This is a genomic window from Paenibacillus sp. FSL M7-1455 (assembly GCF_038004655.1).
GTDB classification, from domain to species: domain Bacteria; phylum Bacillota; class Bacilli; order Paenibacillales; family Paenibacillaceae; genus Paenibacillus_AQ; species Paenibacillus_AQ cookii.
In genome coordinates this window covers 221471-248178 of the sequence record NZ_JBBORO010000001.1, presented here as the reverse complement: position 1 = coordinate 248178, position 26708 = coordinate 221471, and the positions used below count along the sequence as shown (strand labels likewise).

Here is a 26708-nt window from a genome sequence, read left to right as displayed (position 1 = left end):
TATTATATCTTATTTTTTATTGGAGTCGATGATTTTTTGAACCCGTTCCTGCGCGCTTTTGACGGTCGCGTCGATGTCCTGTTTGCCGAGGATCAGCTTCTCGTATTCTTCGTTGATCGCCTTGTACACTTCGCTCTGGTAGGTTGCCGGCGGAATGATGGCGGAGGCTTTGGACGCGATCAGCGTATCCACCAGCGCCTTTTTGTCCACCTTCTCCGGACTTTTCGTGCCGGACAAGATCGTATCGATAATGTTCGCCACCTGGTCATTCGTCACCTTGCTCCATGCCGGGATGTTTTTCCCCTGCACGATTTGGCCTTCCGTCGTGTACCAGCGGACGAATTGGTAGGCCTCCTCTTTATGCTTCGATTTGGCCGCCACCGCGACATAGTCCGTCGTGACGGGGGTCAGCCCTTTTTCATCCCCGGGGTTGTTTTTCGGGAAAGGCGCCACGGTGACGTTGAAGTTGAGCGGTACCTTTTCCGTGCCGCCAAGCTCCGTGTTCATCCAGCTTCCGATCAGCAGCATGCTGGCCGATTGATTGAAAAACTGCGTCCGGTACGCCAGCTTCTGCGAGATCATGTCGGTGTAAGGCACCGAGGACTGGTCTTCCTTTTCCATTTTGACGCGCAGTTCCAGCGTTGCCTTGAAGTTCGGGTCATCCAGGTTCGAGGTGCCGTCGGCCTTCAAAAACTCGGAGTTTTGCGGCTGGTTTTCCATTTTGAGCTTCAAAAATTCCATCCAGCCTCCGCCCTGCGGACCGTGGAAATACGTGCCGTAGCGCTTTTGGGCGCCTTCGCCTTTTGTCAGCTTTTTGGCGTAGTCCGCAAAATCGTCCCAAGTCCAATCCGTCGGAACCGCAAGTCCGGCTTCCTCCAAATGGTCTTTGTTCAGGATCACGTACCATGGGTTGAATTTCCCCGGCAGCGCGTACACTTTATCGCCCAAATGGGTGTCGACCTTATAGTCTTCCTCCACATTAAACCCGTCTTTGGCAATGTAGTCGTCCAGCGGTTCGGCCATGCCAAGCGCCACGCGCTGGGCGTAACCGGCGGCGTCGCTGAACATGAGGATGTCCATCTGGGCCGAAGAGGCTGCTTCCAGGTCCAGCTTTTTCATCGCTTCCTGCGTGTCCCCTTTTTCGCTCAGCTGCACCAGCTCGATCTTCACCCCCGGGTTCTTTTCTTCGTAAGCCTGCAGCGTCTTGTTCCAGTTGTATGCTTCCTCCGTGCCGTACGTATAGAGCCTCAGGTTCACCTTATCGTTCCCTTCCCCCTTCTCCCCCGCCGCCTGCCCGTTCGGTTCGGCCCCGTTTTCCGCGGTTTTTGCGCTGCCCCCTCCGCAGCCTGCAAGCAGTCCTAGCAGCAGCATGCCGGAAACGGCTCCGGCCCACACTCTTTTTCTCATTCCGGATAACCCTCCTTTATAGTTCGGCTTTGCAAAAAGCCTGTTAATACAACGCTTTCATATAGCATTATTATAGAATCCGGCCCGATCGAGCGATGGAACTATATTGACCGGTTTTTCAACTATTTTGACTTTCCGTCCTTGCGCGGACTATCCCTTGACGCCGCCCATGGCGATGCCGGCAATGACGTTTTTCTGGCCGATGATAAATACGATGAGCAAAGGAAGGATGGCCGACACCGCCGCCGCCATGATCAGGGAATAAAATTCGCCGCTCAGGGACGTGAACTTCTGCATCGCCAGCGGCAGGGTGAACAGCTTGTCGGTCCGCAGGAAAATGAGCGGATTCTGGTAATCGTTCCAGGTCCAGATAAACCGCAAAATCGCGTAGGTGGCCACCGCCGGCTTCACGAGCGGAAGCGCGATCGACCGGAAAATGCGTCCGTGCCCGGCGCCGTCCATTTTGGCCGATTCGATGTAATCCTGATGAATTCCCATAAAAAACTGGCGCAGCATAAAGGTGCCCAGCACGCTGAAGCTGCCGAGGATGATCATGCCGAAATGGCTGTCGAACAGCCCGATGTTGCGGTATAAAATAAACTGCGGAATGAGGATTGCCTGCCCCGGAATCATGTAGGTGACCAGCACGATCATAAACAGCCACGAACTGGCCGCGAATTTGATCTTGGAAAAGCCGTAGGCGGCCAAGGCCGACACCGTGCATGAGGTTAACGTGGTAAGCACGCTGATTTTAATGGAATTCCAGTAATAGAGGTAAAACGGATAACCCCCGAACCAGACTTCCTTGTAATTGGCGACGGCGTTCCATTTTTTCGGAATCCATTGAATCGGATACGTAAAAACGTCGGTTTCCATTTTGAAGGAAGTGACAAGCATCCAGACGAACGGCAGCAGGAACAGGATGCTCCCCGCAAACATAAACAGGGTGACGACGGTTCGGCTCCACCGAAACTCGCGAGACGTTGGCATATGTCCACTCCTTTCCTAGTAGTTGACCCATTTTTTCTGGGCGGCCCATTGGCCGAGCGTAATCAGCATGACCAGGACAAACAACACGCCGGCGATGGACGATGCATAACCGACCTTAAGGTTCACGAAGGCGGTATCGTACAAATACCACACCAGCATCGAAGTCGACCCGATCGGCCCGCCTTGCGTCATGACCGCGATGATATCGAATACTTTGAAGGTCGAAATGATGCCCGTGACCAGCAGAAAAAACGAAGTCGGGGAAAGGAGCGGAAACGTGATTCTCCGGAATTTCGTCCAGCCGTTCGCGCCGTCGATGTCCGCGGCTTCGTACAAATCCTTCGGGATCGACTGCAGCCCGGCGATGTAGACGATCATATTGAACCCGATCGAGATCCACACCGAAATCATCATGATCGAGATGAGGGCGTAGTTCGGGTCGGCGATCCACTGCGGCGGATTGGCGATGCCGATCGATTTCAGCAGCTCGTTGATCGGTCCGTAGGAAGGCTGGAACAGCACCTGCCATACGACCGCGACCGCGACGGTCATTGAAATGTAGGGAACAAAATAAGCGACCTTAAAATATCCCTTAAAATACACATAGCGGTCGATGAGGATGGCCAGCACCATGGAAATCAGCATGTAAACGGGCACTGTCAGCAAAAAAACGATGTTGTTCAGCAGCGATTTGCGGAACATCTCGTCCTGCCATAACGTTCGGAAGTTATCCAGGCCGACCCACTTGATCCCGTCCCATCCCTGCACGAAGTTCCAATCGGCAAAGCCGAGCAGCAGCGTCGCGATAATCGGAATCAGCACCATGACGGTTACGCCGATCAGCATCGGGCTGACGAACAAAAACCCGGATATCGTTTCGCTCCGCCGCAGCGTCCGTAACCTGCGCTCCCGGACGGATAAAGGCTTGTTGGCCCCGGGCATCCCCCTCGTTGGTTCCAATGCGTAACACCTCGACTTCCTGATAGATTCAAGTTTTCCTGTAAATTAAGTATAAAAAAAACACCGCCAGCGCTTTGACGGTATTTTGATCAGATTCGCTCCGATTTTGACTTTTCGCATGGAACAGTGTCATGACCTCAGCAACGAAACGAAGGGAGGTTTGGTCTCCGCCGAGTATCCTGTTGCCGATCCGCCGGTCCAACGTCACGATATCCGCCATATTTCGCCATGCATACCGGGAAAAAGGGTCTGCTCGCTACAATGATCCATAGTTCTAGCGAATTAGACTTTTTTCTTGACTATTAAATCGAGCGGACTTAATATAATGGTAGATTATAGATTTATTTTCCATCCTAAAAATGATAAAGGCAAACCTATTGAAAAATGGGGACGCAAAGCTACAGGGGCTAACGCGATTTTTCGCCATGCCAGCCAGTTGCCGACATAAGACTGCGTTATTTATGATGCATAGCCCTTCTTATTTCGGTAAGAAGGGCTTTTTGGCGCTTGATGGCGCCCTGCGGTTACAAAGTTCGACTCCGTTATTGACAAAGGCAAACCCATTGAAAAATGGGGGCGCAAAGCTATAGGAGCTAACGCGATTGCATGATCGTCGCCACGCTAGCCAGCTACCAATTTGAAAGCCTCGCTCCTTTCCGGAAGCAGGCTTTGGAGGAATGATCGGGATGAAATGGACAAAGCAAATACTCGCTCTGCTTATTGTTTTCACGTTGGTCGGCGCGTTTCCGAAAACCGAGGCCCATGCGCGAGAATCGGTCATCCAGCAGTTAGTGGTCTTGCCGACGGGCAGTTATAACGCAAAAGAAGCCAAGGCCATGATGGGCCGCCTGGAGAGAATTCCCGCCCCCGTCCTTGAAGCTTTGCACGATAAAGGGGTCAAAGTCATTTTAACGAACGACGCCATCACAAACGTACCCGAGCTCAGCTATTTGAAAGGGAAAACCCCAAGAGGCTGGGAAGGAACGGGATTAACTTGGGATGACGTGCCCGGCGTCAGCGAGAAAAACGTCGTCGTCCGGATCGGCTACAGCAAAAAAGGCGAAGGCCATAATTCGTTTAATCTCGAAATCCATGAAACCATGCATGCCGTGGACCGTTTCGTGTTCGGCAATGCCAGCCAAAGCGCGGAATTCCAACGCATCTTTAACCAGGAAGCCGCTGCCGAATTCGGCAACGACGGCTACTTTTCGGCTTATACCGAAGAATACTTTGCGGAAGCGGCCAGCTTGTACGTATACAACGAAAACACGCGCAGCGAACTCAAAGCGAACGCCCCGTTAACGTATCAATATTTGGACAAATTGTTTAACCAATAAAAAGAAAGACCCCTCAGGCGAGGGGTCTTTCTCAGAGTGTCGAGAAAGTCCAACGGACTTTTCGACACTCTATTTTTTATATGGGGAATCATATCTTTTAAAATAAAAATCGATTTAAAGCGCTCTGAGAACCCTACTTCAGTGACCGACGAGGCAATTTTAAACCCCCTGCAAAAAAACAGGGGGTTTCTCGACAGCCTGAGAAAGACCCCTCAGGCGAGGGGTCTTTCTCGTTGGATCTAACTTAAGGATATACGCGATCCGGCTTAACTTGTTCCCAAGTTTCAGCTCCATCGGCATTTCTGCTGTAATCATGGTTGTTCGTCGCTTCGAGCACGTCGGCGTAATACCACTTGTTCAGCGTATTATCCGGCCATGCTTTTGCATCCTTATGAATGCCTTCTACTTTGACCTTGCGGTTCAATACGCTGTTGATGAACGCCATCGCTTCCGCACGGGTAATGTATTGATTCGGCTTAAACGTGCCGTCCGGATAACCCTTGATCCAACCTTTGTTGGCGGCAGATACGATATACTTTTCGGCCCAATGGCCTTTGATATCCGAGATCATCGTATTTTCCTGCTGATCCAAATCGTCGAATCTGGAGGCAATTGCCGCAAACTCGGCTCTCGTGATTGAACGGCCCGGTTTGAAGGTTCCGTCCGGATAGCCGGTAATGATGCCTGCATTTTCCATCGTAGCGATGTTTTTGCTGGACCAACGCGTAGCAGCCACGTCTTTGTAAGAGCTGGTGCTCTTCATGTAATCGCTGCGCGTTGCGTCATCCATCAGTCGGTAGAAAATGGCCGCAACCTCTTCGCGGCTGATGTTGTTTTCCGGTTTGACCATGCCGTCCGGATACCCGTTGATGTAGTTGAAATGGTTGGCCGTATCCAGCTTCGGAGGCGCAGGCGGCAACGGCGGCACAACAGGCGGTGCCGGTGGCAGCGGCGTTACGCTGCCGGAATTGCCCGAAGACGATCCCGGATTGCTTGGACTCGGATCGATAGGCGGCGTTACCGGAGGAGCATTTTTCGTGTAGTAGAAAATGTACTCCTGTCCGTTTTGATCCTCAAACTGATAGACGACGGAAGACTTCACAGGCGTATAGCCGGTTACAGGAACAGCCGTCAAGGTCACGGAGCTGCCGGCTTTGCCTTTCAGAACGGTCGAAGCTGCCAGTTCGGCGCCTGTTCCTTGTTCCAGATACTTCACGGTGACTTCTTGGTCTTTTTCAACCGGTGCCGTATCCGGGATAAAATAAACGATCAATTCCTGAAGCGCTTCTCCGGTGAACCGGTAAGGATACTCGGCTTGCTCCGGTTTGTAAACCGCTCCGCTGACCGTGATCGGATCCGGTTTGATCGTGATGGCTTCGTCAGGTTTTCCTGAATACGTCTTTTGCCCCAATTCCTCATTCGTTAACTTGTTCAGGAATCTGACCAGAAGCTGCACAATCGTCTCGTCTTGGCCCTTTTTGTAATATACGGTATATTCCTGCTCCGGAGCGTCGGTAATGAGATACTCATGGTTGATTTCCAAAGGCGAATATACGGCGTCTAGAACGGTGATCGGCTTTTCGCTCCACCGCAGCGTTTCTCCAACCTTGCCGGTCAGCGTCGTTGTTTCTGCGATCCGATCGTTCGTCTCTTGATCGACATGGTGGATAGATACGGTGCGTTCCTCAGGTTCAGAAACTTGTTTCTTGTAATAGAAAACATATTCCTGGTTGCTTTCAGGCGATACCGGATATGAAATCTCAGGTATTGCCGGGACATAACCTTCGATGTTCGGAGCTTTGAGCAGCACTTCCTTGCCTACTTCGCCTTGCAAGCTGGCAGGTTCCAGCAGCTGCTGATTCGTTCCTTCTTCAAGGTATTTCACAATAATCGTGCGCATTTCAGGTGCCGGTTTGTCGGCCGTGTAGTAGATCACGACTTCTTGTTTTTCGTCGGCAGTGAATTTGTACGCAACTTCCGATTTCACTGGCGTGTAGCCATCAATCGATGGTGCAGTCAGCTTGATCTCCTGATCCGTTACGCCGTCCTGCGTTGTTGCGTCTTTAATTTCCTGCTTCGAATCTTGGTCCACATAACGGATCGTCACCGTTTGCTTATCGGCCGTGTAGTACACGGTATGCTTCTGGTCTTTTTCCCCTGTGAACGTATACGTCTCGGTGTCTGTTACCGGCGTGTAGCCCGGAATTTTTTCCGCTACGTTAACTTCCTCGCCTTTATGGCCTTTGTGGGTCGTCGGCTGAACCAGCTCTTTGTCCGTGCCTTCTACCCGATGTTGTACTGTGACTTGTTGTTCGTTTGCTTTATAGAAAATAACAACTTCTTGTTTTTCGTCGGCAGTGAATTTGTACGCAACTTCCGATTTCACTGGCGTGTAGCCATCAATCGATGGTGCAGTCAGCTTGATCTCCTGATCCGTTACGCCGTCCTGCGTTGTTGCGTCTTTAATTTCCTGCTTCGAATCTTGGTCCACATAACGGATCGTCACCGTTTGCTTATCGGCCGTGTAGTACACGGTATGCTTCTGGTCTTTTTCCCCTGTGAACGTATACGTCTCGGTGTCTGTTACCGGCGTGTAGCCCGGAATTTTTTCCGCTACGTTAACTTCCTCGCCTTTATGGCCTTTGTGGGTCGTCGGCTGAACCAGCTCTTTGTCCGTGCCTTCTACCCGATGTTGTACTGTGACTTGTTGTTCGTTTGCTTTATAGAAAATAACAACTTCTTGTTTTTCGTCGGCAGTGAATTTGTACGCGACTTCCGATTTCACTGGCGTGTAGCCATCAATCGATGGTGCAGTCAGCTTGATCTCCTGATCGGTTACGCCTTCCTGCGTTGTTGCGTCTTTAATTTCCTGCTTCGAATCTTGGTCCACATAGCGGATCGTCACCGTTTGCTTATCGGCCGTGTAGTGGAATGCGTACTCTTGGCCGTCTTTGCCCGTAAAGGTATACTTGTCGCTTGCCTTTTCAGGGGTATAGCCAGGGATTTTCTTCGCTTCAAGTTCAATCTGCTTGCCCTTGAGTCCTTTTACGACGGCCGGCTCAGCCAGCGCTTTATTCGTTCCTTTGTCCAAATACTTGACCGTTACGTGCTGCTCTACCGCTTCCATGAATCCGAACCACACCGTCGGAGTCGGCTCGCTCATGGTCAGTTTTACGTTGGTCGGGTCGATACCGACTTCAAGTTGATACCCATCAATGGTTGGGGCACTCACGGCATATGTTTGGTCGATGTCCAGCGAGTCTTTTCCATCCTGCTTGAACTTCTGATTGTACAGCTGCTCCGCAAGCTCGGGCTTATCGACAACAACGCCCTCCGCATTAACCGGCTGACCGTCCGCATTTACACGGTAGCCTTTGACGGTGATGGAGCCTTTGCCGAAGCTTACTTGGGGAACCTCGAAGTTTTTGGTTACGTCTTTCCCATGGATGTCGGTATAATCGATGGTTGTTGTTCCATTCGTTGGGTAAAGCTGATTTGGATCAGGATTTTTCGATTGATCCATTTCGACGATGTAAGTCAAGGTCGCCGGGGAACCTTCCATGATGTTGCCGACGTTCCATGTAAAGGTTTCGGTCTTTTTGTCCAAGGTAATGGTTCCTTGCGAAACGGTCGGTTCGCCGACCAGATTAAACATGTCGCCCATAGGGTCGGTCACAATAGCGTCCTGGGCAGCGTAAGCAATTTGGCTGGACAGTTCGGAGAAGACCTTGCCCAAATCCGCGCTGTTGGACGAATAATAGCCTTTGTTTTGAACATGATTCAGCACGTATTTGGCATCTTTATCATTCCCGACTTCAAGGCCGATCGAATACATGCCGATGCCGCCGTCCCAAGCGAGTTTTGCTTCGGACAATGCTGCAATGCCGTTGTCTTCTACATCTTTGCGGTCAACGGTATATGCCTGAGTCCATCCTAAGTAATAGCTCGATCCGCTTCCAAGCACCTTACCGTTATAGTTAAAATCATTCAAGGTATAGTCGTACTTGTTTTGCGGCCAATTGTAAGCTGCGGCATGCGACGCCTTGTAGCTGTATGTCGGGGCGCCGTCGCTCAACAACACGATGATCTTGTTTTGCGCCTGGCTTCCGGTCAGCATCGTGCGGGCTTTATTCAGCCCGGCTTGAATGTTGGTGCCTTCGTTGCTTACGGTAATGCCTTTGATCTTGTTTTTTAGGCTGTCCTTCTGGCTAAATCCCAGGAAGGAAGATTTTTCGTCAGCCGTCTTATCGAAAGTCACAACTGCGATTCTCGTCGTCGAATCTTTGATCAACAGGTTATCGACGAACTTAGTCGCTGCCTCTTTGGCGTTGACCATCCGGTTCGAATTTCTCATGCTTCCGGACCGGTCGATCACCAGCACGACATCCGATGACGATTGAATGTTTTTGCCTTCGACGGTCAACGTAACTTTCCATTGGCCTTTTCCCGCGGGTTCGGCTTTTTTGTTCAGATTGATCGCTCCCGGATTCGGCCAGATCAGCTCATTCGATGCTGCCGATGCCGAGTTTAGGAACAGGTTGCCCGGGATCAGTCCCGTCAACACCGACAAAACCAACAGCCATGATGCTACAAGTTTTAAACCTCGTTTCATCTCGTCCTCCTTATTCCTTTGAATTGTTCCCGAAAAGCAAAAAGCCCGGCTGCATTAACGAATTGTTAATTGCAGCCGGACGATCATAAGTCATAAGGACTCTTAGACTCCAAGGCTTTGCGACCTAATCTTTCGACTAGTGTGCCAAATATCAGATTGTCGTTATTGCAGCAATGCCTAACGCGAAAATCCATTGCATTGATCTTTCGAATGTTAGGCCGTGGGAACCATTGACAAATATAAACCAAAATAAAATTGGCTGTCAATAGCCATCATGTGAAATCTTTGGAATTTTCTTTAAACGTGATCCAGATCCCCGTCTTATCGTCCGATGATTTGAAACGCGGGTAGCGGATGCACTCCGGATCGTCTTGTTCCAGGGCCAGCAGCCACTTGGCGTAGCTTTCCAAGCCTTCCGCAGCGACCTGGCGCAGCAGCTTCTCTTCCGGATTTCCGGTTTCGTCATCCTGAAGCGGCCAAGGTTCCGGGTAAAAAAGCCCGTCCGTCACGAGCAGCAGTCCCGCCAAGCCGATCCGGTTGATTTTGCCGTATTCCAAAAAATTTTCCGCTTCCGGCAATCCGTTGAACACGGAGTAACCTTCAAGAGTATTCATTTTCTCTTTATTTTGAAGCAGCCGGGGTTTGACCCTTTCCCACAATTCGGCTTTCGTATGTATGCCTTCCTCGATGCCCTGCCTCCAAATCGCCAGCGACTCTTCTCCGATATGGGCAACCTGATCCCGCGTGAGGGTCCGAATCGAACCGTCCCGGTACAAGGCGATCACCATGCAGTCTCCCGCCTGAACGTATTCGATGTGATGATCATGAATGCGAATGGCAGCCATGGCGGCCGTCCACAGTTCGCTTTTGCGATCCGTCCGGATGCCGCTTGCCCGCATTTCCTCGCCTAACTTGAGGTTGGCTTCTTTGGCAAACGTCTCGAGATTGCGGGTTTCGTCTGCGGGGAGCTGCTCGAAATGCCGTTTGATCAGCTGCGAAGCCAGTCTGCCCCCGGTTTCGCCATACGGTCCCCGGTAGGGGATCAGCGACGTCGCCCCGTCGACCACGCCAAAAATCCGTGCGTCCGGATGCCATATGACGGCGTCTTCATTCCACTCTCCTACGCCTTGAATCGAAATATGATGAATGTCCATGAGGTTTCCCCTCCGTAGTCGTTTGTTTATTGGCCGGCTTGCTGCAGCGACTCGAACAACTTTTTCGTTTGCTGCGAATCTTTTTCGTTATAGTAAATCGTAACACCTTCAAGCTTGATTCGGATATACGGCGGATTATTTTTGAAAACGTACAGCCGCGCTTTGCCCGCTTCCTTCAGCCGGAAGTGTCCCCTGGCATACTGATTCGTCGCTTCGCCATTCGTTTTGGTGCCGCCGGGAATCGCGTCTACCAGCGTTAACTCCTTAATATCCGCAAGGCTGAAATCAAAGGAGTACATCGGGTAATGAATTTCTACCTTGTCATCCTGCGTTACGGCTAGCGACGGGGAAGTGAGCTCGGACCGGATCAGCATAAACGAAACGCCGACGACCACCGCGGCGATAAGCCCAAAAGATCCCCACTTGATGATTTTGCCTGGCACAGTCGCCGTATTGACGGTTCCTCCCATTCCGATCCGTTTGGGAACAAAAACGCTTTTGTCATGGGGATTGTGGTACGTAAAGCCGTTCACCCAGTATTCGTCATCGTCGGTATATACCGTTTTGCCGTCATGTTCCAGCATGTCCCGCTCCAGCGCTTGGATTTTGCGGTATACGGCATAGATCGCGCCGACAGGAATCGCGGCAAAAAGCACGATGACCGCCAGCCATGCGCCTTCCATATTTCCGGTTTCGTTGTTCACCAGCATAAAAATCAGGAAAACATGGACATTCTCCGCAACCGCCATCCACAGCCACAGATAGGATAAAGCCCGGCGTTTGGCCTGATTGAGCACGAGATTAATCTCGGTATTCATGCTGTACACTTTCGCTCTCGTTTTGCGCATGTATAGCGACACCAAAAAGAACAGCGCAGTAAGAAATATGCCGCATGCCGTCACACCATACGATTGGTCATCTTGTCTAAAGGACCACAGCAGCAAGCCGATCGACATGGCAAAAGGAAAGATAAAAAGCCATAACGGCGCCGAACGGGCGTTTTTATGTTGGGCTACCCGCAGGTCGGTGAGAACGACTCGCTTATCTCCCACAAACCATTCGTGCTCCCGTTTTAAAGCCAGCGTACGGGCGAAGGCCTTCCGGAATGGCATGGCCATCACAACCGATAACACGGCCGACCATACGAAAAAATAAATAACCTGAAAAGCCGACAAGTCGTGCAGGAACAGCATCGGGACCAGAGCGCCGCCCATCCATAGGCTTGCATAAAGAAACTGCTTGTTAAAGCTGGCCTGAACTTGTTTCAGCTCCTCGTGCCCCGCGGCTGCTTCCGGCAGTTTGACGGCAAACAGCATGCCGTTTTTGTAGGCAGCTTGCGGTTTGTACATGCCGAGGATGACGGAGTAGCAAATGACGGATATCAGCATTAGAATGATCGTTAACATGAGGACCTCCTCATTCTGCAGGGTGAGGTTTCAGCGGATTGTAAGTCATTTTGGAAAAAATCTGCGAACACAAGGTTTGGAACCGGGATTCGTTGATACCCTGGATCGCTGCCTGCGCGATGATCAACTGCAGCTTTTCCTCCAGTTCCGGGGTCGGCTCCGGATCGCCTGGCATTTGCGGATTAACTTTGGCGCCATGACGCCGGTCAATCACGATATATCCTTCCTGCTTCAGCAGCGAATAGGTTTTATTGACCGTCATCGTGTTGATGCCGAGCTCTTCGGCGAGCTGCCGGACCGTCGGCAGTTTCTCCTGCGGTTCCAGTTCTCCGGTAGCAATGCCGATCACGATCTGATTGCGCAGCTGCTCATAAAGCGGGGTGTCGCTATCCAATTGCAAGGAAATGACCATACGTTCTTCACTCCTTCATTCGCTTTTATGTATTATCCATTGTAATACAAATAATACTTAAAATCGAGATTAATATGTCCCCTTTGCCAAAAAAAGACACCGACATCAAGATGTCAGTGCCTTTTCAACGCTTCTCCCATCTCCCTCGGAATCATGTTTTTCCGACGGAAAATCGACAGCAGCAGCCCTGCAGCGGCAAAATCGAAGACTTGCATCATATTGCTGTACCCTATGAAAGGCAGCACCTCGCCGACAATCGGGACGATGCCGAAGGACATGAGAATCGGCCAGAACATCCGGATGGCGAAGAGGCTCATGAATCCGACGACGATTCTTCTTGCATATTCGTCATGGATGCGGTCCCTCATTTTCCAGACCCGGACCATAAACCAGAACGCCAGCCCAGCGATAAGGATGCCGAATCCCCAGCCGAAACAATAAATCAGATACGGAAACAAAGAGTCCGCGTACGCATAAGGGAGCGTATCCAACCGCGCGGCAAATCCATGCCCGAACCAGCCCGCCGAAAGAATCGCCGCCTTGGTTTGAAGCAACTGATGGCTGCCCTCCCCCGCCGGATATAAAAACGCATGAAGACGATGGTATAACTGGCTGGCTTGGGCAAGAACGAAAATGTATAAAGACAGCAGCGGAAGGGCCAGCAACAAAAATTGGGCGCCGCTCTTTTTCGTTTTCCAAGTCAGCAAGAAGAAAGCAGCGAGATAGATTAGGCCGTAAAACCAGGAAGACCCTAAGGAAAACAATACAACGGGAAGCGCTCCCCTGCCGACCAGCTGAACAAGATGCTCCGCTCCGCGCCAATCCTTAGCCGGCTTCATGCCTGCCAGCCCCAAGACGAGGATCGGAAGCGAAACGGCCATGATATTGACGCCAAACGGTCCAAACGCGAGAAACACCTTCCTTCCGTTGAGGTCGATCCCTACAAAAAGGGTAAGCAACATCAGAAGTAACATGCCGTAAAACAGCACGGCCGAATGCTTTTGTATTTTGCGGTAATCGATAAAGTAGAACACCATCAGGAAGGCCATGCCCATAAGAGTAAACAGCACTTTATTTTCGACAAGCCTCGTGCCGAATTTCGGGTACATTCCCGATTGCTGGGCGGCAAACACTCCGAAAATGCCCAAAAGCGCCATCGCCGCTATAATAACAAACATCTTCCATTCCACGGCAGGCTTATGAGCCTGGTGTAGGTTGCGCCCAATCGCATCCGGGTCCCCCATCTGGCGGACCGCCTCCGCGGCAGCCTCTTCCTCGGGCATCCCTTCCTCAAGCAAAAGCTCCATTCGTTCTGCCACGTGGGATATAAGCTCCTCGCGGATATCCGCATGCAGCTCCCTGGCGCGAACGTGTCTGCATACCCGGTTCAAAAATGCGGCAACGGCCGCACATTGTTCAAGCTGGTTCACGATGTTCCCTCCCCAATAACCCGATCCACCGCGGTCCGGAATTGGACCCACTCTTGCGTCTTTTCTTTCAGTTGGCCTCTGCCCCGGTCGGTAATGCGGTAATACTTGCGTTTGCGCCCGTCGTGCGTGCTCCAATAGGCATCCAGCCAACCTTCGGCCTCCAGGGAATGCAGGATGGGGTATAACGTTCCTTCCTTCATCGAAAATACCCCCTCCGAGCTTCGCTCGATCTCTTTGATCAGTTCGTAACCGTACATCTCCTTCTTGTTCAACAACGTGAGCACTAAAATAGCGGTGCTGCCTTTCAGCAGCTCTTTATTGACTGCCATCCGACGATCTCCTTATACCTAGATTTACGATATATCGAATTACTATGTATATGAGTATATGTAAATAAACCATGAAATGCAAGAAGGATTCTTAAATCAGCGATCTTTAATAAGCCCCTTATATAAAGGAAGGTTTTCGAGATTTGTATAGGTTTTGTATAGATCCGGTTGCTAAACTATCTTTGAGGCATATTGTAAAAATTTAAACGCTGATTGCCGGAATGCTGAAAACAACCGACATGATCGATAAATAACCAGCGCTGCAAAAAACAACCATTGACCGGATTTTCGGCAATGGTTGTTTTAATATCAGCATGTTTCAGAGCCGCCGATCCCGCCGATCAGACCAAGTTCAGAAAATATTCAGACGGTTCTTGTATAATTCATTTGTTTACTCACTCTTGCTTGAATATATGCTCGTACGATAATGGCACACCCGATTGAAAAACGGGGACGCAAAGCTACAGGGGCTAACGGTTTTGCCATAGCAGCAAATGCCAATGCCAGCCAGCTGCCGAATACGACGGGAATCTCCGTCCTATTTAGCATGCCTGCTGCTTGACGGAGGTTTTTTCTTTTTCCTGCATAACCGCAAGGAAGGCAATACGAATAAAGGTGGAATCAATCAGGATGAGGGCTTTACTAGTCGACGATGAGCCATTAGCTCTGGAATATCTTAAAAAGAAACTTGAATACGATATCGGTGGCGTTAACGTCGTGGGCTTATGTTCGAATCCTTATCAGGTGGTTGGGGTTGCGGTCAAACAGCGGCCCGACGTCGTGTTTCTCGACATCCATATGCCTGAAATGAACGGACTTGAGCTCGGCGAACAATTGCAGGCTGCCGTTCCGCACACTGAAATCGTCTTCGTGACGGGCTACGACCAATATGCCGTACGCGCCTTTGAGCTTTATGCGCTGGACTATATTATGAAACCCGTGCGCTTGGACCGCTTGCGCCTGACGGTTCAGCGTTTGCGCGAAAGGCTTCAGGAAGACCCCGAAGCGTCCGGCAAAGCGAAAACGCCGCTTTTCCTGTGCTTCAATCAGCTTCGGGTCCAGCTTCCCGGAATGGAGCCGCAAACGTTGAAATGGCGCACGAACAAAGCGCAGGAGCTGTTCGCTTATTTGCTTCACCACCGCGAGCGTACGGTCGATCGCGGCACGTTAATCGAGCTTTTATGGCCCGATTTTGATGTGTCCCGGGCGACCCAGCAGCTGTACACGACCATCTATCATATCCGCCAAACCCTGTCCAAGGCCGGCCTGACGATGATCCGCATCATCAAAGGAGAACTTGAAGCCGGATACCGGCTCACCATCGGGGGAGCCCGGGTCGACGTCGAGGAATGGGAGCAGCGGCTTAAGCGGTTAGAAGCTATAGACCTCACGAACGCGGAGGAATACGAGCAGGTCCTCGATCAGTTCGAAGGGAATTATCTGGGGGAATACGAGTACCTGTGGGCCGAATACGAACGGGAACGAATCCGGCTCTTGTGGCTGCAGCACGCGGAAAACCTGGCCCGGTTTTATATGGACCGCGGGAAAAGGAAAGCAGCGATTGACGTGAATCTGCGCATTCAGCGGCAGCTGCCCGACCGGGAAGAAACGTATCTGACCCTAATGACGCTTTACGACAGCCTCGGCGACGCAAGCAGCGTCGAAGAGCAGTACTGGCTCCTTGCCACCAGAATGCGGGAGCTGGAGCTTGTTTTTCCCCCGAGAATCTTGGCGTGGTATGAGCAATGGAAACAGCAAACGCGCTGATTGCAGCAATCCCCCGAACGTAACGTTCGGGGGCGGATGTCAAGCTGTTCTTCGTTTACAGCCGCGGATCGATCTCCCGTTCCTGGCCGACTTCGAACAGCAGATTGGCGGCGATTTCCTGATAGGCCTGATGCTGAGGGGAAATCTCCCCGAATTTGACTTCAAGCATCCGCACGCCAAGCTGATGTTCGTTCAAGGATGTCCGCAGCTTGCGCATAATGCTTTTTTGCTTCATCAGCTTGCGGTATTTGTGCGGGAACCGGTAATCGTAGCCGTATACGATCGTCAAATAGTCGGGATTGCGCACCTTCATGTAGGGCACCGTCCGGCCATTCCACGTCTCCGGCTTGATGACGACTCCTTCCATATGCTTTTCCGTGGTCAGCTTGCCGAAAAAGCTTTCGGCCCGGGCGTCGCTATCCGGATCGGACAAATCCAGCGTGATCGCTTCATCCTCCGAAAGGAAACGGTACATCTCCGAGGTGCTCCATGCCGGAAATTGCTCCCGTCCATCGTCGTATACGATTTTCAGCACGGCAAACGGCTTATACTCCATTTCCGCATCTTCCGCATACAGCTCCAGCTGCTTCTTATAGACTTCGTACGCCCGGTCATGTTCGGCAAGCGGCACGCTGCTCTCCCGGACGTCATGCAGGTGCTTATAGGTTTGATACACGCTGGCGCCGTATTTTTCGCTTAAGACGCTTTTGGCGGTACGGTATTGGTCTTGCTCGAACCCGCTGGTGTCGTATTGTTCCATCAGCTGTTGCAAAGCAGGCTCGAATCCGTTATGCCGCAAAAACGCCAGCTCCGTTTCCAGCGCTTTTTCGATCGGCTTGAACTGGCGTTCGATCAGCCCTTCTCCGAGCGCCTTCCACGGCAGCAATTCCCCGTCGAGCAGCAGCATGGAGATCCCGTGTTGCTTCATGTATCCGCCGAACCGGTCCAGAAGTTTCCGATAAATCTCCGTCAAGTCCGCCTGCTTCACCTTATAGCCGTTCCGGCTGACGGCAAAACATTGCTCCGGTTCCTGATGCAAATAGACGTTGCAGCGGGAGCCCATATATTTCGGCTGCAAAACGACCTGCCGGACGCCGTGCCCGCGGAAATAATCCAGTCCTTTTTTCAGCGACTCCAGCTCGTTTCTTTCCGGGTCCTTGTCCGCGGGGGACATCGTGCCGGAAATATAATTGATGTGATGACGCGAGCAGTAATGCAGCCGGCGCATTTCGTCCTCTCCCAAATCCTGCACCGAAACCTTGCGCTCTTCCCGGAACAATACCGGCAGTTCTTCCGCCGTCGCGGCCGTGCGCGATGAATGCGACTTCATGAACGGCTTGAACGTGATCATGACAGACGTCAGTCCATTTCCATGGACGGCCCCGGTATCGATATGGATTTTGTTTCGGATGCGGAAAGCGCGCTTCGCGGCGATATGGCCGAAAATATGGTACGGATGGTTCCCGACCGCTTCCTCCTGCAAAAACGACAACTGCCCTTCCAGCGGCGCTTCGCGGTCGATCCGCAGGTTGCGCTGATGGCGGACGGCGTTTGCGTCCAGCTTGCCGATATATTTCTTTTTGCACGGGGCATGGGTCACGTAATAGGATGGGCCGTTCACGCCAAGATAACGGTAAAACGGCTTCGCCTTCGATACCAGGCACTCGAATTTGTCCCAAAGTTCCGGATCGGCCTGCAGCGTCCCGGCGGAATCGAAATACGTGCGAAGCAGCTCTGGATCCGCGCCGCTGATTTCGCCTTGCACATATTTGTGCACGAAATTTTCGTGATTCCCCATCACAAACAGGAAATGCTCGCGGTTAGCATGCAAAAACTCCACGATTTCTTTCGTTTTTGTCCCTTTGTCGATCCAGTCGCCGGCCAGGATGATTTTCGCGTCCCGCACCCGGTCTCCGGCGATCAGCTTGCCTGCCTCGATCCGGTACCCGTAGCTCAGCAGCAACCCTTGCAGTTCATCCACGCGTTCATGGACGTCGCCGACGATGATATACTGCCGGTTTTGCGGCAGCACCGTGTCCAGATAGGCGTCAAGATCCTCGATGACCACGCTGTACTCCGGATTCCGTACACCCGCCTCCGGCCGGTAAAAATCCTTCGCGCGCACTTTATGGATTTGGTCGTACCCCTCGCGGGCAAGCGCTCCGAGCACCTCCTTTTTCAGGCGGTTGATATGGTTCGTGATGAGCCGCTTCGAACGTTCCGAGGCGTAATAATCCTCCCGTTTCCGGTAATCGAACACGATGACTTCCAGATGGTAATGGTTGCGGCGGGCAATATCCTTGACCTTGGCGCGGAAATCCTCGGCCAGCCCGGTCGTATCGACGACGACGAACTCCGCGTTGACGGGAAACGTCGTCACCATGTTCAGCTTCTCGAACAACAGGTGAAACGCCTGCTCGCTTGCCTCCAGCATCACCTGGTCGTATTTATCGTAGTCATGCCCGAGCACCTCCTGCCGGATTTGGTCGGAAGACAGGTATTGAATATTCGCTTTGATGTTTTTATCCGCGTCTTCAAACCGCAGTCCCGGCATAAGCACTTCCTTGGCAAAGGTCGTTTTGCCGCATTCCGTCGAACCGACGAGCATGAAGATCGTATGCATTTTCGTCCGGATTTCCATGATCGATTAAACCTCCTTTTTCTTCAGGATGGCCCCCTGCGTCGTGCGGATGCCGTCCACCTCGTCCCCGATGTCCACGAATTCGCATGAAAGGCCCGCGTCCCGGATCGCGTCCAGCAGCCATAGCCGGAACGCCTCCCGTCCCATCTCCCATTTGTGGTCGTCGTGGCGGAAACCCGCAAGTCCGTAAAACCGGTTAAAGTCCTTGTTCGGCGTCGTGATCACAAAATGGCCGAAATCGACCTCTCGCCCAATCTGGCGGATCAGCTCCGCGGCCTCCCCTTCGCTCATGTGCTCGATCACTTCGGTCAAAATGACGTCCACCCGCTCGCCGCTGTATTCCGCGAGGAAATGGCCGATCGATCCAAAAGCCGCAATGTTGGCGACCTGCTTCGATTCCGCTCTGCGCGTCATTTTGTAAAGCGCCTCTTCGTCGACGTCGACCGCATAATACGTGCCGTCGATTTTGCCGGCGAACGGAAGAGCGTAAAACCCTTCGCCACAGCCCACATCCAGAATGGATTTGTCGAAAGGCAGCACGCCCCCGATGAAATTCCGCCGCTGCAGCGCCGTCCCCCCGTACGCAAATTGAATGCTGTAGCGGTCCGTTTTTTCGAGCTCTGCTTTGTATCGGCCGAACCGTTCCTTGGACGACAAAAAGTTGCGAACGAACAGGCTCCGGATATAAAACGGCGCGTCGATGACGTGCATGCTCCGGATGTACTTCTCCAGCACCTTTTCCGAAATATCGATGTATTCGTTGCCGAACATGGACAGGAACAAACACAATACGCTGACCACATGCAGAAGCTGATACAGGCTTTTTTGCGTCGTGACGGTTAACGAATAGCTTTTATGCGCCAGATGGACGGTCGTAAACGTAAATTCCGGAAGATGTTTCGCAAAAAAATCGATATAGCGGGTCAACTCGATATGGATCATCGGAATGTAAAAGGTATGTTCATAGCCTTCCGCATCCCGTTCGTCTTGCGTTTTCAGCGGGGCCGAAAAAAATTCCCCGATCGCGTTCAGCGGAAATAAAGGCGTATGATATCGCGAAACGTTAAGATATTCGAAGGTTTCCTGCTGGTGCTGTTTATAGGAAATTTCATTGTCCGCGTCCTTGAAATAAACGTTATATGTGTTTTCGTCGGTATACCAGCCGTACGCGATTCCCTGACGGATGCTCCGCAGCATCATGCCGGAACCCGGATTTTTTTTGATGAGATACGAAAATTGCGGGTTGGTCGATTTCACTTGAACGATTGCCATCGGTAACTCCCTCCTGTGCTGTAATCATCGCGTATTTCCGGCCGCGCGAACATGGCGGAAGTATTACGACAGGAAAAAAGTTTGGCATTTTCCCCATCTCCATCCACTGATACAATGAAAGGAGCATTTTTTACGGAAGAAGGGAAAACGGATGGCGAAAGAAAGCTTCGACAAAGAAATCCAGTTTCTGCGCATGCTCGCGCTGACGAGCGGGGCTTACAACAGGCAGCAGTTTGCCAAACGGCTCGGCATCTCCGTCAACACCTTCGACAAAACGCTCCGCCGATTAAAAGACATCGTGCACGCCACGTACCAACAGATGCCGGAGGAGCAGGGCAAAGAGTTCGCCGAAGCGATCCGGTACCGGTACGACGATTCGGCCGACCCGATGCTGCTGTTCCTGTTCCGGGCCAAGTCGCTTAAAGAGTCCGAAAGCCGGCGGTTGTCGCTGGTGCTCGCGGCGCTGAACGGCCGGTCGATGACCGCGTCGGAGCTGCTCGACTGCTGCATGGCCGATCTCCCCGCGGACCTTTCGTTGCCGGACGAAAAAACGTTACGCAAAGACTTGAAATACCTGGAGGAAGTCGGCGTCATTCAAAAGGAGAACGGGGCAAGGCCGTATATATACCGCATCCGGAACGAGCTGATCCATGAGCTGACGGATGAGGAGCTTCTCGATCTATACGATTTCGTGGACGTGATGGCCAATACGCAAATCCCCTCCGTACAAGGATATTTGCTGCGCGACGGGCTCAAAAAACATCTCGTACGCAGCGGCGCGGAAAAAGAGGCGGTCGAACCCTTTTTGTACAAATACCACTACCATTCGCGAATCCTGGACGAAGCCCATTTGTTCGCCATTCTGGATGCGATCCGGGGCCGGCGCAAAATGAAGTTCTTGTACTTCTCGCCCAAATCGGACAAAAGCTACGCCTCGCAAAACACGAACCCGCTGTTCGAGCGCGAATCCCAGGGGAAACTTGAAACGACGCTGCCGCTGAAGGTGGTGTATGACCACCAATACGGAAGATGGTATGTGCTTGGTTACGGACGGGAAGGCATCCGGAAATACCGGATGGAGGGCATGACGCAGGTCGAAACCGGGGAGCCCGTGGCGCAGGCTTGGTTCGAGGAAAAGCAGGCGGAGCTGATGGACCGGATTCGTTACAGCTGGCTGATCGACACGGGGCGGCCGGTGACGGTGCGGGCCAGATTTTTTAGTCCCGGCGGGTCGGAGCCGAATTTCATTAAAGAACGCGTGCTCTTGCAGGGGCAGTGGGGAGAAATCGTCGAGGAAAGCGAAGACTCTTTCATCTATGAGATCACGGTGAACGGCACGCAGGAAATCAAACCTTGGCTGCGGAGCTTCGGGTCGAGCTGCGAGGTGCTGGAGCCTGTGCAGCTGCGCCGGGAGCTGATCGCGGAATGGAAGGAGATTCGGGCCTACTATGAATCCGTTTGAAAAAATTTTCAATTACCAGATCATTTCGCGCCTGGACGATGCCGGGACGTTCATGGCAACCGCCCACGAGCGGGCCTGGCTCAAAACGGCGCTGGCGCATCCCGCGGCAGCCCAAGCGTTTACGGCCGGAACGTTGGCCAAACTGGAATCAATGCTGGACCCGGATGATTCCTTCGATCCCCATCCTCATCTGATCGAAAAAGCCCGCAGCCGGGAAAAGCAGGTATACCATCCCCTGCTGGGAAAAATCCGCCGCCTGATCCTGAACCGCCATGGCATTCGGCTGTCGTACAGGGTCCGGGGCGACCGGATCTTTTCCGATCAATTGGGCGTGCCCTACAAGCTGGAGTATTCGATGGTCAAACGGGAATGGTATTTGCTGTGGCACCGCGTGCGGCATCACGCGCTCATGAAAACGAAACTGGACAAAATCCTGTTCATCGCCGAAGCGGACCTCTCGCACGAACGGGTCGATCGGATGCTGGAACGGACCCGCCTCACCCTTGAGTCGCGCAAAACGAAGGTCCTTATCGAAATCCTTCCTATGTATAACCGCGAACTGTCCCGCATTCTATACGCATTTTCCTGTTTCGAGAAGGAAGTCGCCTATGACGCGGACCGGAATCTATATACCGTCAAGGTATGCCTCCTGGGGGAAGAAATCGAATATCTGCTTTCCAAGCTGCGTTTTTTGGGAAAACGGGTCAGAGTTTTGGAAGGTGATTACGTCAAAAAGCGGATGGTGGAAGCTTCGACGAAGGCGCTGGAGCGGTACGGGGTGTTGGAGGCGGATGAGGAGGTTTGAAGAGAAGCGCCGGGAGCCTCAAGGAGAAGATGCAGGTTTATTCGCAGCAAAATGCGGATCGAACTTGCTTTTCTTTCGTGTTATATCCCCCTCACCTCAAATCGGTTGATCCAGCACCGGACAAATGATAGAATTGAAGTATAAAGAAACAAATTGCCGACATATAATAAAAAGAGCCTTTGCCGCGGGAACGGCAAAGGCTCGAAGGACAGAAAGGCTGTGGAACCCCACGGCGCGCTAAGTTAAATTAGCTTAACGAAGACCCACCGAAGGCGCTCAACCTTTAGCGGTGGGTTTTCGCTTGTTTAGCTTCCGTTTGATCCATCGATAGAGCTTCCGAATACTAAACACTAGGCTTAGTAGGGTAGCGATCCATTTTAGGATATCCAGCAGCGCCACAAGTGCGGCCATGGCAACACCTCCTTTCGGAGTGTGCTGCGCCGTGGCCGCTCCACCGCTTTAAGTCCTTGGTCTATTATATCATGAGAAACTTGGAAAATTGGGCGTAATTACGAGAATGCAGGCAAACTCATTCCTCCGATTTACCAGGACGAGAGCTCCGTCCTTTTCCAGCTGTCTTTGGCAACGCAAACGTACACATACTGCTCGTCCCAAGCCATTTGCCCCTGGCTGCAAGGCTCGCTGGACGATGCAGGCGTATGCTTTTCGCGAATGCGGATCTTGTCCCCGTTCACATCGAGCTTCGTATCGGGGCTGTCCGTGCCGATTCCGATGTTGCCGCTGCTGCGCTGCAAGGTGAGCGCGGCATCAAACGCTTCGCCGTCATCGCCGTAACGGACGAACTGCAGATTCGAGCCGGCGTTATCCCCCGCTTCCTGCGAAGCGTCCGCACGGACGGCCCATCTTGGCGTCGTCTCGTTATCGTTGCCGGCCACGCTGAACTGAAGGTCACGGTTCGACCCGGTTTCTCCTGCTACCCTCAAAATGCCGTTCATCACATTAAAGTTGGACGAATGGGTGCGGATTTCGCTGACGTCGGTGTCGTAAGGGATTTCCAACCGGGTGAACAGCTGATTCGCATAGGGTCCCGTTGGCGACATTGTCGTCTCAAACGACATATGCTTATGATCGTGCTGCTCCGGGTTGTTTGCTTTATCGTGGGAAATGATCGCCGTCTTGTCAATGCCGTTCTCATCGGCCCAGGCGATCGCCGGCTTAGCCCGGTCCGCCGTCCATTGCAGCCGGATCAGGTCGGACTGATGGCCCTCCTTTGCGATCCATCTCTCGTCGGTGGACAGAAGCAGCCGTTCATTGTGCGGGATACGAATTTCGCCGCCGTTCTGCCCGGATTGCCCAAGCGTCACTGCTTTGTCCGATTCCTGGTTCGAAAAACCGGTGCCCAACAAACAAATGCCTCCCAACATCACCGCTGCCATCATGGCCTTTGACAATTTCATGTTTTCCCTCCGTTTTCCGTCATGTTCTGATGCTTAGTCGTTTTAACGAAAAAAGACTTGGCCTGATCGTATATAAACATCGCCCGGCGCACAACCCATTTCGCGGAATGTCCCGGAAAAACGATTCTTTTCGCCTAGCGTTTGGCCGCAATGGCCGCCGCAGCGGTTCCTACCAAAGTTGTGCCGTACTTTTGGCCCCCTGCTATTCGAAAAGACGCCGAACATATATTTTCGAGCACCGATGCGCGATGCTTTCTTTTTTGGCGATTTTCAGATAACCTCTTATTATCGAGAAATGATATCGTCTTCCCCATAAGGAGGTCACCCGCCTTGAAAATCAGCGAACTTGCAAGCTTGAGCCAAGTCAGCATACGGTCGATTCGGCATTATGAAAATCAAGGCCTGCTAGAGGCCCGGAGGTTGGAGAACGGCTACAGGGAGTTCAGCGAATCGGCCGTAGAACGGGTCAACGCCATTCGGCTGTATTTGCGTTTAGGACTCACGACCGAAGAAATCGGGACATTGTTTAAGACGGAAGTAGCCGAGCCCGACGAATACGAATATTGCGAGGAAATGTTGGCGACCTATCACGAGAAGCTCCGCAACGTAAACGGTCAAATCGAAGCTCTGCAGCAATGGAAGGGGCTTTTGGAAAAACAAATCGCAAATACGGTGCGCCGAAAAAAATAACCTTTTCAGGACGTCCAAGGATCGTGATTTCGATTGCGCTCCGAAGGCGTCTTTTTGCTATTTTGGGCGTTGACTTTACCACTAGCGTCACCCTTTATGATGGATGTAATTTCATTCCGAAAGGGGTTTTGACGTTGGAAACTGGACATCACAAAGGGGTAACCGTCATCGGACTGGGGCCGATGGGTCAAGCGATGGCGGGGACGTTTGCCTAACTTCATTGAATTCTGAAACTTTCTCTTTTAGCATAGTCATTATATAGTAGTCTTTTCTTAGATAGACAACAACTCTAATTGGAAATTCCATATTGCCCCTAATCCAGCTTGCAAACTCCAAGCATGCTCTTCTAACCTCAGGATGAACACCCGGAAGGCTTCTTACTCTTAATCCAGTTCTTGTTTGCATAATTTTCATATAATTTCATACACTCACTTTTTAATATTATCGCTCTTTTCGAAAATATTGTTCCTTTTAGAAACGATTCTATAAGAACCTTACCTTATGAACCAAATGTTCTTTGCCATTCCACTCTACAATAAGTTGTTCAACGCCTAAAATGGAGGTATCCGGTTTGTTCATTTGTGCTTGAATCCACTGTTTGATATTAAGTAGTATTTGGCTGTTAACGATGCCGTCTAGTAGTAGCGTATCTCTCATTTTTATTTAGATTGCGATAATAGTGGAATTTCATCATAATCACTCCTGGGCATCAGTGACCGGCGTTTCCCTGCCGTTTGGTAGATATTGGGTTCGTTCGACGATAGCAGAATAAATATATACTAATTTTCACAAAAAACTAGTTGTAAAATATAACTGTAATCCTGCTCGAGGTACCATACGGAAGGCAAACGTGAAATAACGCCCTAAAGTCAAAAGAACCAGCCAACCGGGCCGGTTCTATCTATTCCTCTCTGAGTCATTCCGACAGCATGATGAGTTTTTTCTTACACTAAACGTCTCTCTTACGGCTCAGGGTTATCGAACCAGTAGTTCAAGATTCCGGCGGAAGGCTTTCAACGGCCGTAAAAAACACGTCCAGCAATTCTTTGCCGAACTCGGTTTTGACGTAAGCGGATATGCGGTCCAGCTCCTCTCTGCTGCCGTACTCCACACATGGACGCCCTTCGCACCACAACACCCTGCACGCAAAAGCCTCGCTTACGCGCTCGATCATATAATCCTGCTCACATCCGGCTGACATCGGTTTTCCCCCTCTCCCGTAACTATACTCCATTTCTTCCAGGCCAAGCCTCTCCCCTTATTATTCAAAATCTACTTTCCCGCCTCCTATGACATACTTCACAAGATGTTAGAGAAAACGCGCGCCTGATCAAGCTTTCACGCCCCAATCTATGAATTTGAATTCGGCTCCTGCGGTTGGTAGAATGTACCTTTAAAGACTAATTTCGATAAAGGAGCGGAAATAATGACGACCCAACGGCAAGCAGCCATGCAGTCCATGATCGACTGGTTGGCGGATGAACGCGAACTAGGACGGGAGCCTAGCAAAATCGAACTTGCGGGAGAATTTGATTTGCACGGTATGCGCTATTACATATTCAAGTATAAAAAGACCCTGCTCGGAAAATGGCTGCTCGGCGTGTGCGGCGGCTATGAACATGACTTGGATACCGAACATTGCGGCCATGTGTTCAGCGAAATGGAGCCCTATGATCCTGCCACGGCCCAACAGGAGGCCATCGTCATGGTAGAAATGATCCGCGAGTTCTGGATGAAGCAGGCGGCGGCGCTCGAGGCGGAGCAAAATGAAGAACCTCAGGGAGCAACTCAAAATGACAATGGGGGTCTGTTTAACGGGTTCGTGCTGCTGGATTCCCCGGAATGCGACATGGAGCAGATCAAAAAGAATCTATGGGAGGATTGGAATATCTCCTGCTCGCAAGAAAGCGAGGAACGCTCCAAGGAAGAAAAGGAAGGCATTCTCGTCTTCGAAACGGAAGGCTTCACCGTGGCGTTAAGCTTTGTCAATGCTCCCGTCCCGGATGAAGAAGCCGAACGCAACGCTCAGTGGAACTACCTCTGGAAAGACGCCGTGGAAAAAACGAAAACCCATGTGGCTCAAATCATCCTGGCCGTATTTACCCGCTCCGGTTCCCCGCTCGACAGCGGCAAGCTATACGCGAAGCTGGCTTCCAGCTGCTTGAAGCTCCCGAACGCGGTCGGGTTGTATTCCTCCGGCACCGTCTTTCACCCCGGGCTGTTCGTGGATTTTGCGGAATTGATGAAAACGGACGATGACATGTTCCCGCTGCTGAACCTGGTGCATTTTGGCCTTGTCCGTTCGGAGAATGGCGTCAGCGGCTACACCTTGGGATTGAAATCCTTCGGCAAGGACGAAATCGAGGTGCTGGACACCCAAGCCTCCCCCTCCGACCTGCGCGATTTCCTGATCGACATCAGCGGTTATGTCATCGAACACAACGTGACTTTGAAAGACGGGGAAACGATCGGCTTCAGCGCCGAACAGAAGCTGCCGATCAACCGTTCGGAGGGCGTATACGTCGAAGGCGACAGCCTTAAAATCAAATTTTGAACGAACTCCGCTAAAACCAAGACAGAGCACCCTGCTTACAGGCTGCGCTGTTTGCGGTTTGC

At 51.7% G+C, this 26708-nt stretch carries 19 protein-coding genes and 4 riboswitches; of the genes, 6 read left to right on the top strand and 13 right to left on the bottom strand.

Features of this window, described 5'->3' with window-relative positions; all coding sequences use genetic code 11:
* Positions 1–9: 9 nt before the first annotated feature.
* From NYE48_RS01160 to NYE48_RS01150, 3 genes are all read right to left on the bottom strand, one after another.
* Complete coding sequence (locus NYE48_RS01160) at positions 10–1407, bottom strand: ABC transporter substrate-binding protein (RefSeq protein WP_340996341.1); 1398 nt, start codon at positions 1405–1407, stop codon at positions 10–12.
* Positions 1408–1557: 150 nt separating this feature from the next.
* Positions 1558–2397, bottom strand: a complete 840-nt coding sequence (locus NYE48_RS01155) for a carbohydrate ABC transporter permease (RefSeq protein WP_036711138.1) — start codon at positions 2395–2397, stop codon at positions 1558–1560.
* A 15-nt stretch (positions 2398–2412) separates the two neighbouring features.
* The gene (locus NYE48_RS01150) at positions 2413–3339 is read right to left on the bottom strand and encodes a carbohydrate ABC transporter permease (protein ID WP_036711136.1); all 927 of its coding nucleotides are present in this window, start codon (positions 3337–3339) and stop codon (positions 2413–2415) included.
* A gap of 375 nt (positions 3340–3714) precedes the next feature.
* A riboswitch (cyclic di-GMP riboswitch) is annotated at positions 3715–3801 on the top strand.
* Positions 3802–3900: 99 nt separating this feature from the next.
* A riboswitch (cyclic di-GMP riboswitch) is annotated at positions 3901–3994 on the top strand.
* Between the two features lie 49 nt (positions 3995–4043).
* Between NYE48_RS01150 and NYE48_RS01145 the strand changes: the two genes are divergently transcribed.
* Entirely contained in the window at positions 4044–4694 is a 651-nt protein-coding gene (locus NYE48_RS01145; protein WP_036711162.1) for an anthrax toxin lethal factor-related metalloendopeptidase, read from the top strand.
* Positions 4695–4938: 244 nt separating this feature from the next.
* Here NYE48_RS01145 and NYE48_RS01140 read toward each other — a convergent pair whose 3' ends face one another.
* From NYE48_RS01140 to NYE48_RS01115, 6 genes are all read right to left on the bottom strand, one after another.
* Positions 4939–9306: a MucBP domain-containing protein gene (locus NYE48_RS01140; RefSeq protein WP_212950554.1), complete on the bottom strand. Its 4368-nt coding sequence runs from the start codon at positions 9304–9306 to the stop codon at positions 4939–4941.
* Between the two features lie 67 nt (positions 9307–9373).
* Positions 9374–9462: riboswitch (cyclic di-GMP riboswitch) on the bottom strand.
* A 116-nt stretch (positions 9463–9578) separates the two neighbouring features.
* On the bottom strand, positions 9579–10460 hold the full coding sequence (locus NYE48_RS01135; RefSeq protein WP_340996340.1) for a protein phosphatase 2C domain-containing protein: 882 nt from the start codon (positions 10458–10460) through the stop codon (positions 9579–9581).
* 26 nt (positions 10461–10486) lie between these two features.
* A complete protein-coding gene (locus NYE48_RS01130; RefSeq protein WP_340996338.1) occupies positions 10487–11866 on the bottom strand; it encodes a DUF5808 domain-containing protein in 1380 nt (459 codons plus the stop codon).
* A 10-nt stretch (positions 11867–11876) separates the two neighbouring features.
* Positions 11877–12278: a GntR family transcriptional regulator gene (locus NYE48_RS01125; protein WP_340996336.1), complete on the bottom strand. Its 402-nt coding sequence runs from the start codon at positions 12276–12278 to the stop codon at positions 11877–11879.
* 113 nt (positions 12279–12391) lie between these two features.
* Positions 12392–13708 carry an FtsW/RodA/SpoVE family cell cycle protein gene (locus NYE48_RS01120; protein WP_340996335.1) on the bottom strand — a complete coding sequence of 439 codons (1317 nt, stop codon included), beginning with the start codon at positions 13706–13708 and terminating at the stop codon, positions 12392–12394.
* Positions 13705–14037, bottom strand: coding sequence for a PadR family transcriptional regulator (locus NYE48_RS01115; protein WP_212950562.1), 333 nt, complete (start codon positions 14035–14037; stop codon positions 13705–13707). The genes NYE48_RS01120 and NYE48_RS01115 overlap by 4 nt, the downstream gene beginning before the upstream one ends.
* 419 nt (positions 14038–14456) lie before the next feature.
* Positions 14457–14556: riboswitch (cyclic di-GMP riboswitch) on the top strand.
* Between the two features lie 111 nt (positions 14557–14667).
* Between NYE48_RS01115 and NYE48_RS01110 the strand changes: the two genes are divergently transcribed.
* Complete coding sequence (locus NYE48_RS01110; RefSeq protein ID WP_340996333.1) at positions 14668–15804, top strand: response regulator; 1137 nt, start codon at positions 14668–14670, stop codon at positions 15802–15804.
* 55 nt (positions 15805–15859) lie between these two features.
* On the opposite strand, the gene NYE48_RS01105 is transcribed toward NYE48_RS01110, so the two are convergent.
* Entirely contained in the window at positions 15860–18445 is a 2586-nt protein-coding gene (locus NYE48_RS01105; RefSeq protein WP_340996331.1) for a metallophosphoesterase, read from the bottom strand.
* A 6-nt stretch (positions 18446–18451) separates the two neighbouring features.
* A complete protein-coding gene (locus tag NYE48_RS01100) occupies positions 18452–19717 on the bottom strand; it encodes a methyltransferase domain-containing protein (RefSeq protein ID WP_212950568.1) in 1266 nt (421 codons plus the stop codon).
* A 151-nt stretch (positions 19718–19868) separates the two neighbouring features.
* Between NYE48_RS01100 and NYE48_RS01095 the strand changes: the two genes are divergently transcribed.
* Positions 19869–21179, top strand: a complete 1311-nt coding sequence (locus NYE48_RS01095) for a helix-turn-helix transcriptional regulator (protein ID WP_340996328.1) — start codon at positions 19869–19871, stop codon at positions 21177–21179.
* Positions 21166–21984, top strand: coding sequence for a WYL domain-containing protein (locus NYE48_RS01090; protein WP_212950571.1), 819 nt, complete (start codon positions 21166–21168; stop codon positions 21982–21984). The genes NYE48_RS01095 and NYE48_RS01090 overlap by 14 nt, the downstream gene beginning before the upstream one ends.
* Positions 21985–22526: 542 nt before the next feature.
* On the opposite strand, the gene NYE48_RS01085 is transcribed toward NYE48_RS01090, so the two are convergent.
* A complete protein-coding gene (locus NYE48_RS01085) occupies positions 22527–23402 on the bottom strand; it encodes a hypothetical protein (RefSeq protein ID WP_340996325.1) in 876 nt (291 codons plus the stop codon).
* A 330-nt stretch (positions 23403–23732) separates the two neighbouring features.
* On the opposite strand from NYE48_RS01085, the gene NYE48_RS01080 reads away from it, so the two are divergent.
* Positions 23733–24092 (top strand): MerR family transcriptional regulator, encoded by a 360-nt coding sequence (locus NYE48_RS01080; RefSeq protein ID WP_340996324.1) that lies wholly within the window; start codon positions 23733–23735, stop codon positions 24090–24092.
* A 991-nt stretch (positions 24093–25083) separates the two neighbouring features.
* On the opposite strand, the gene NYE48_RS01075 is transcribed toward NYE48_RS01080, so the two are convergent.
* Complete coding sequence (locus NYE48_RS01075; RefSeq protein ID WP_340996323.1) at positions 25084–25293, bottom strand: hypothetical protein; 210 nt, start codon at positions 25291–25293, stop codon at positions 25084–25086.
* A gap of 225 nt (positions 25294–25518) precedes the next feature.
* On the opposite strand from NYE48_RS01075, the gene NYE48_RS01070 reads away from it, so the two are divergent.
* Entirely contained in the window at positions 25519–26646 is a 1128-nt protein-coding gene (locus NYE48_RS01070; protein ID WP_340996322.1) for a DUF4261 domain-containing protein, read from the top strand.
* The last annotated feature ends 62 nt before the right edge of the window (positions 26647–26708 follow it).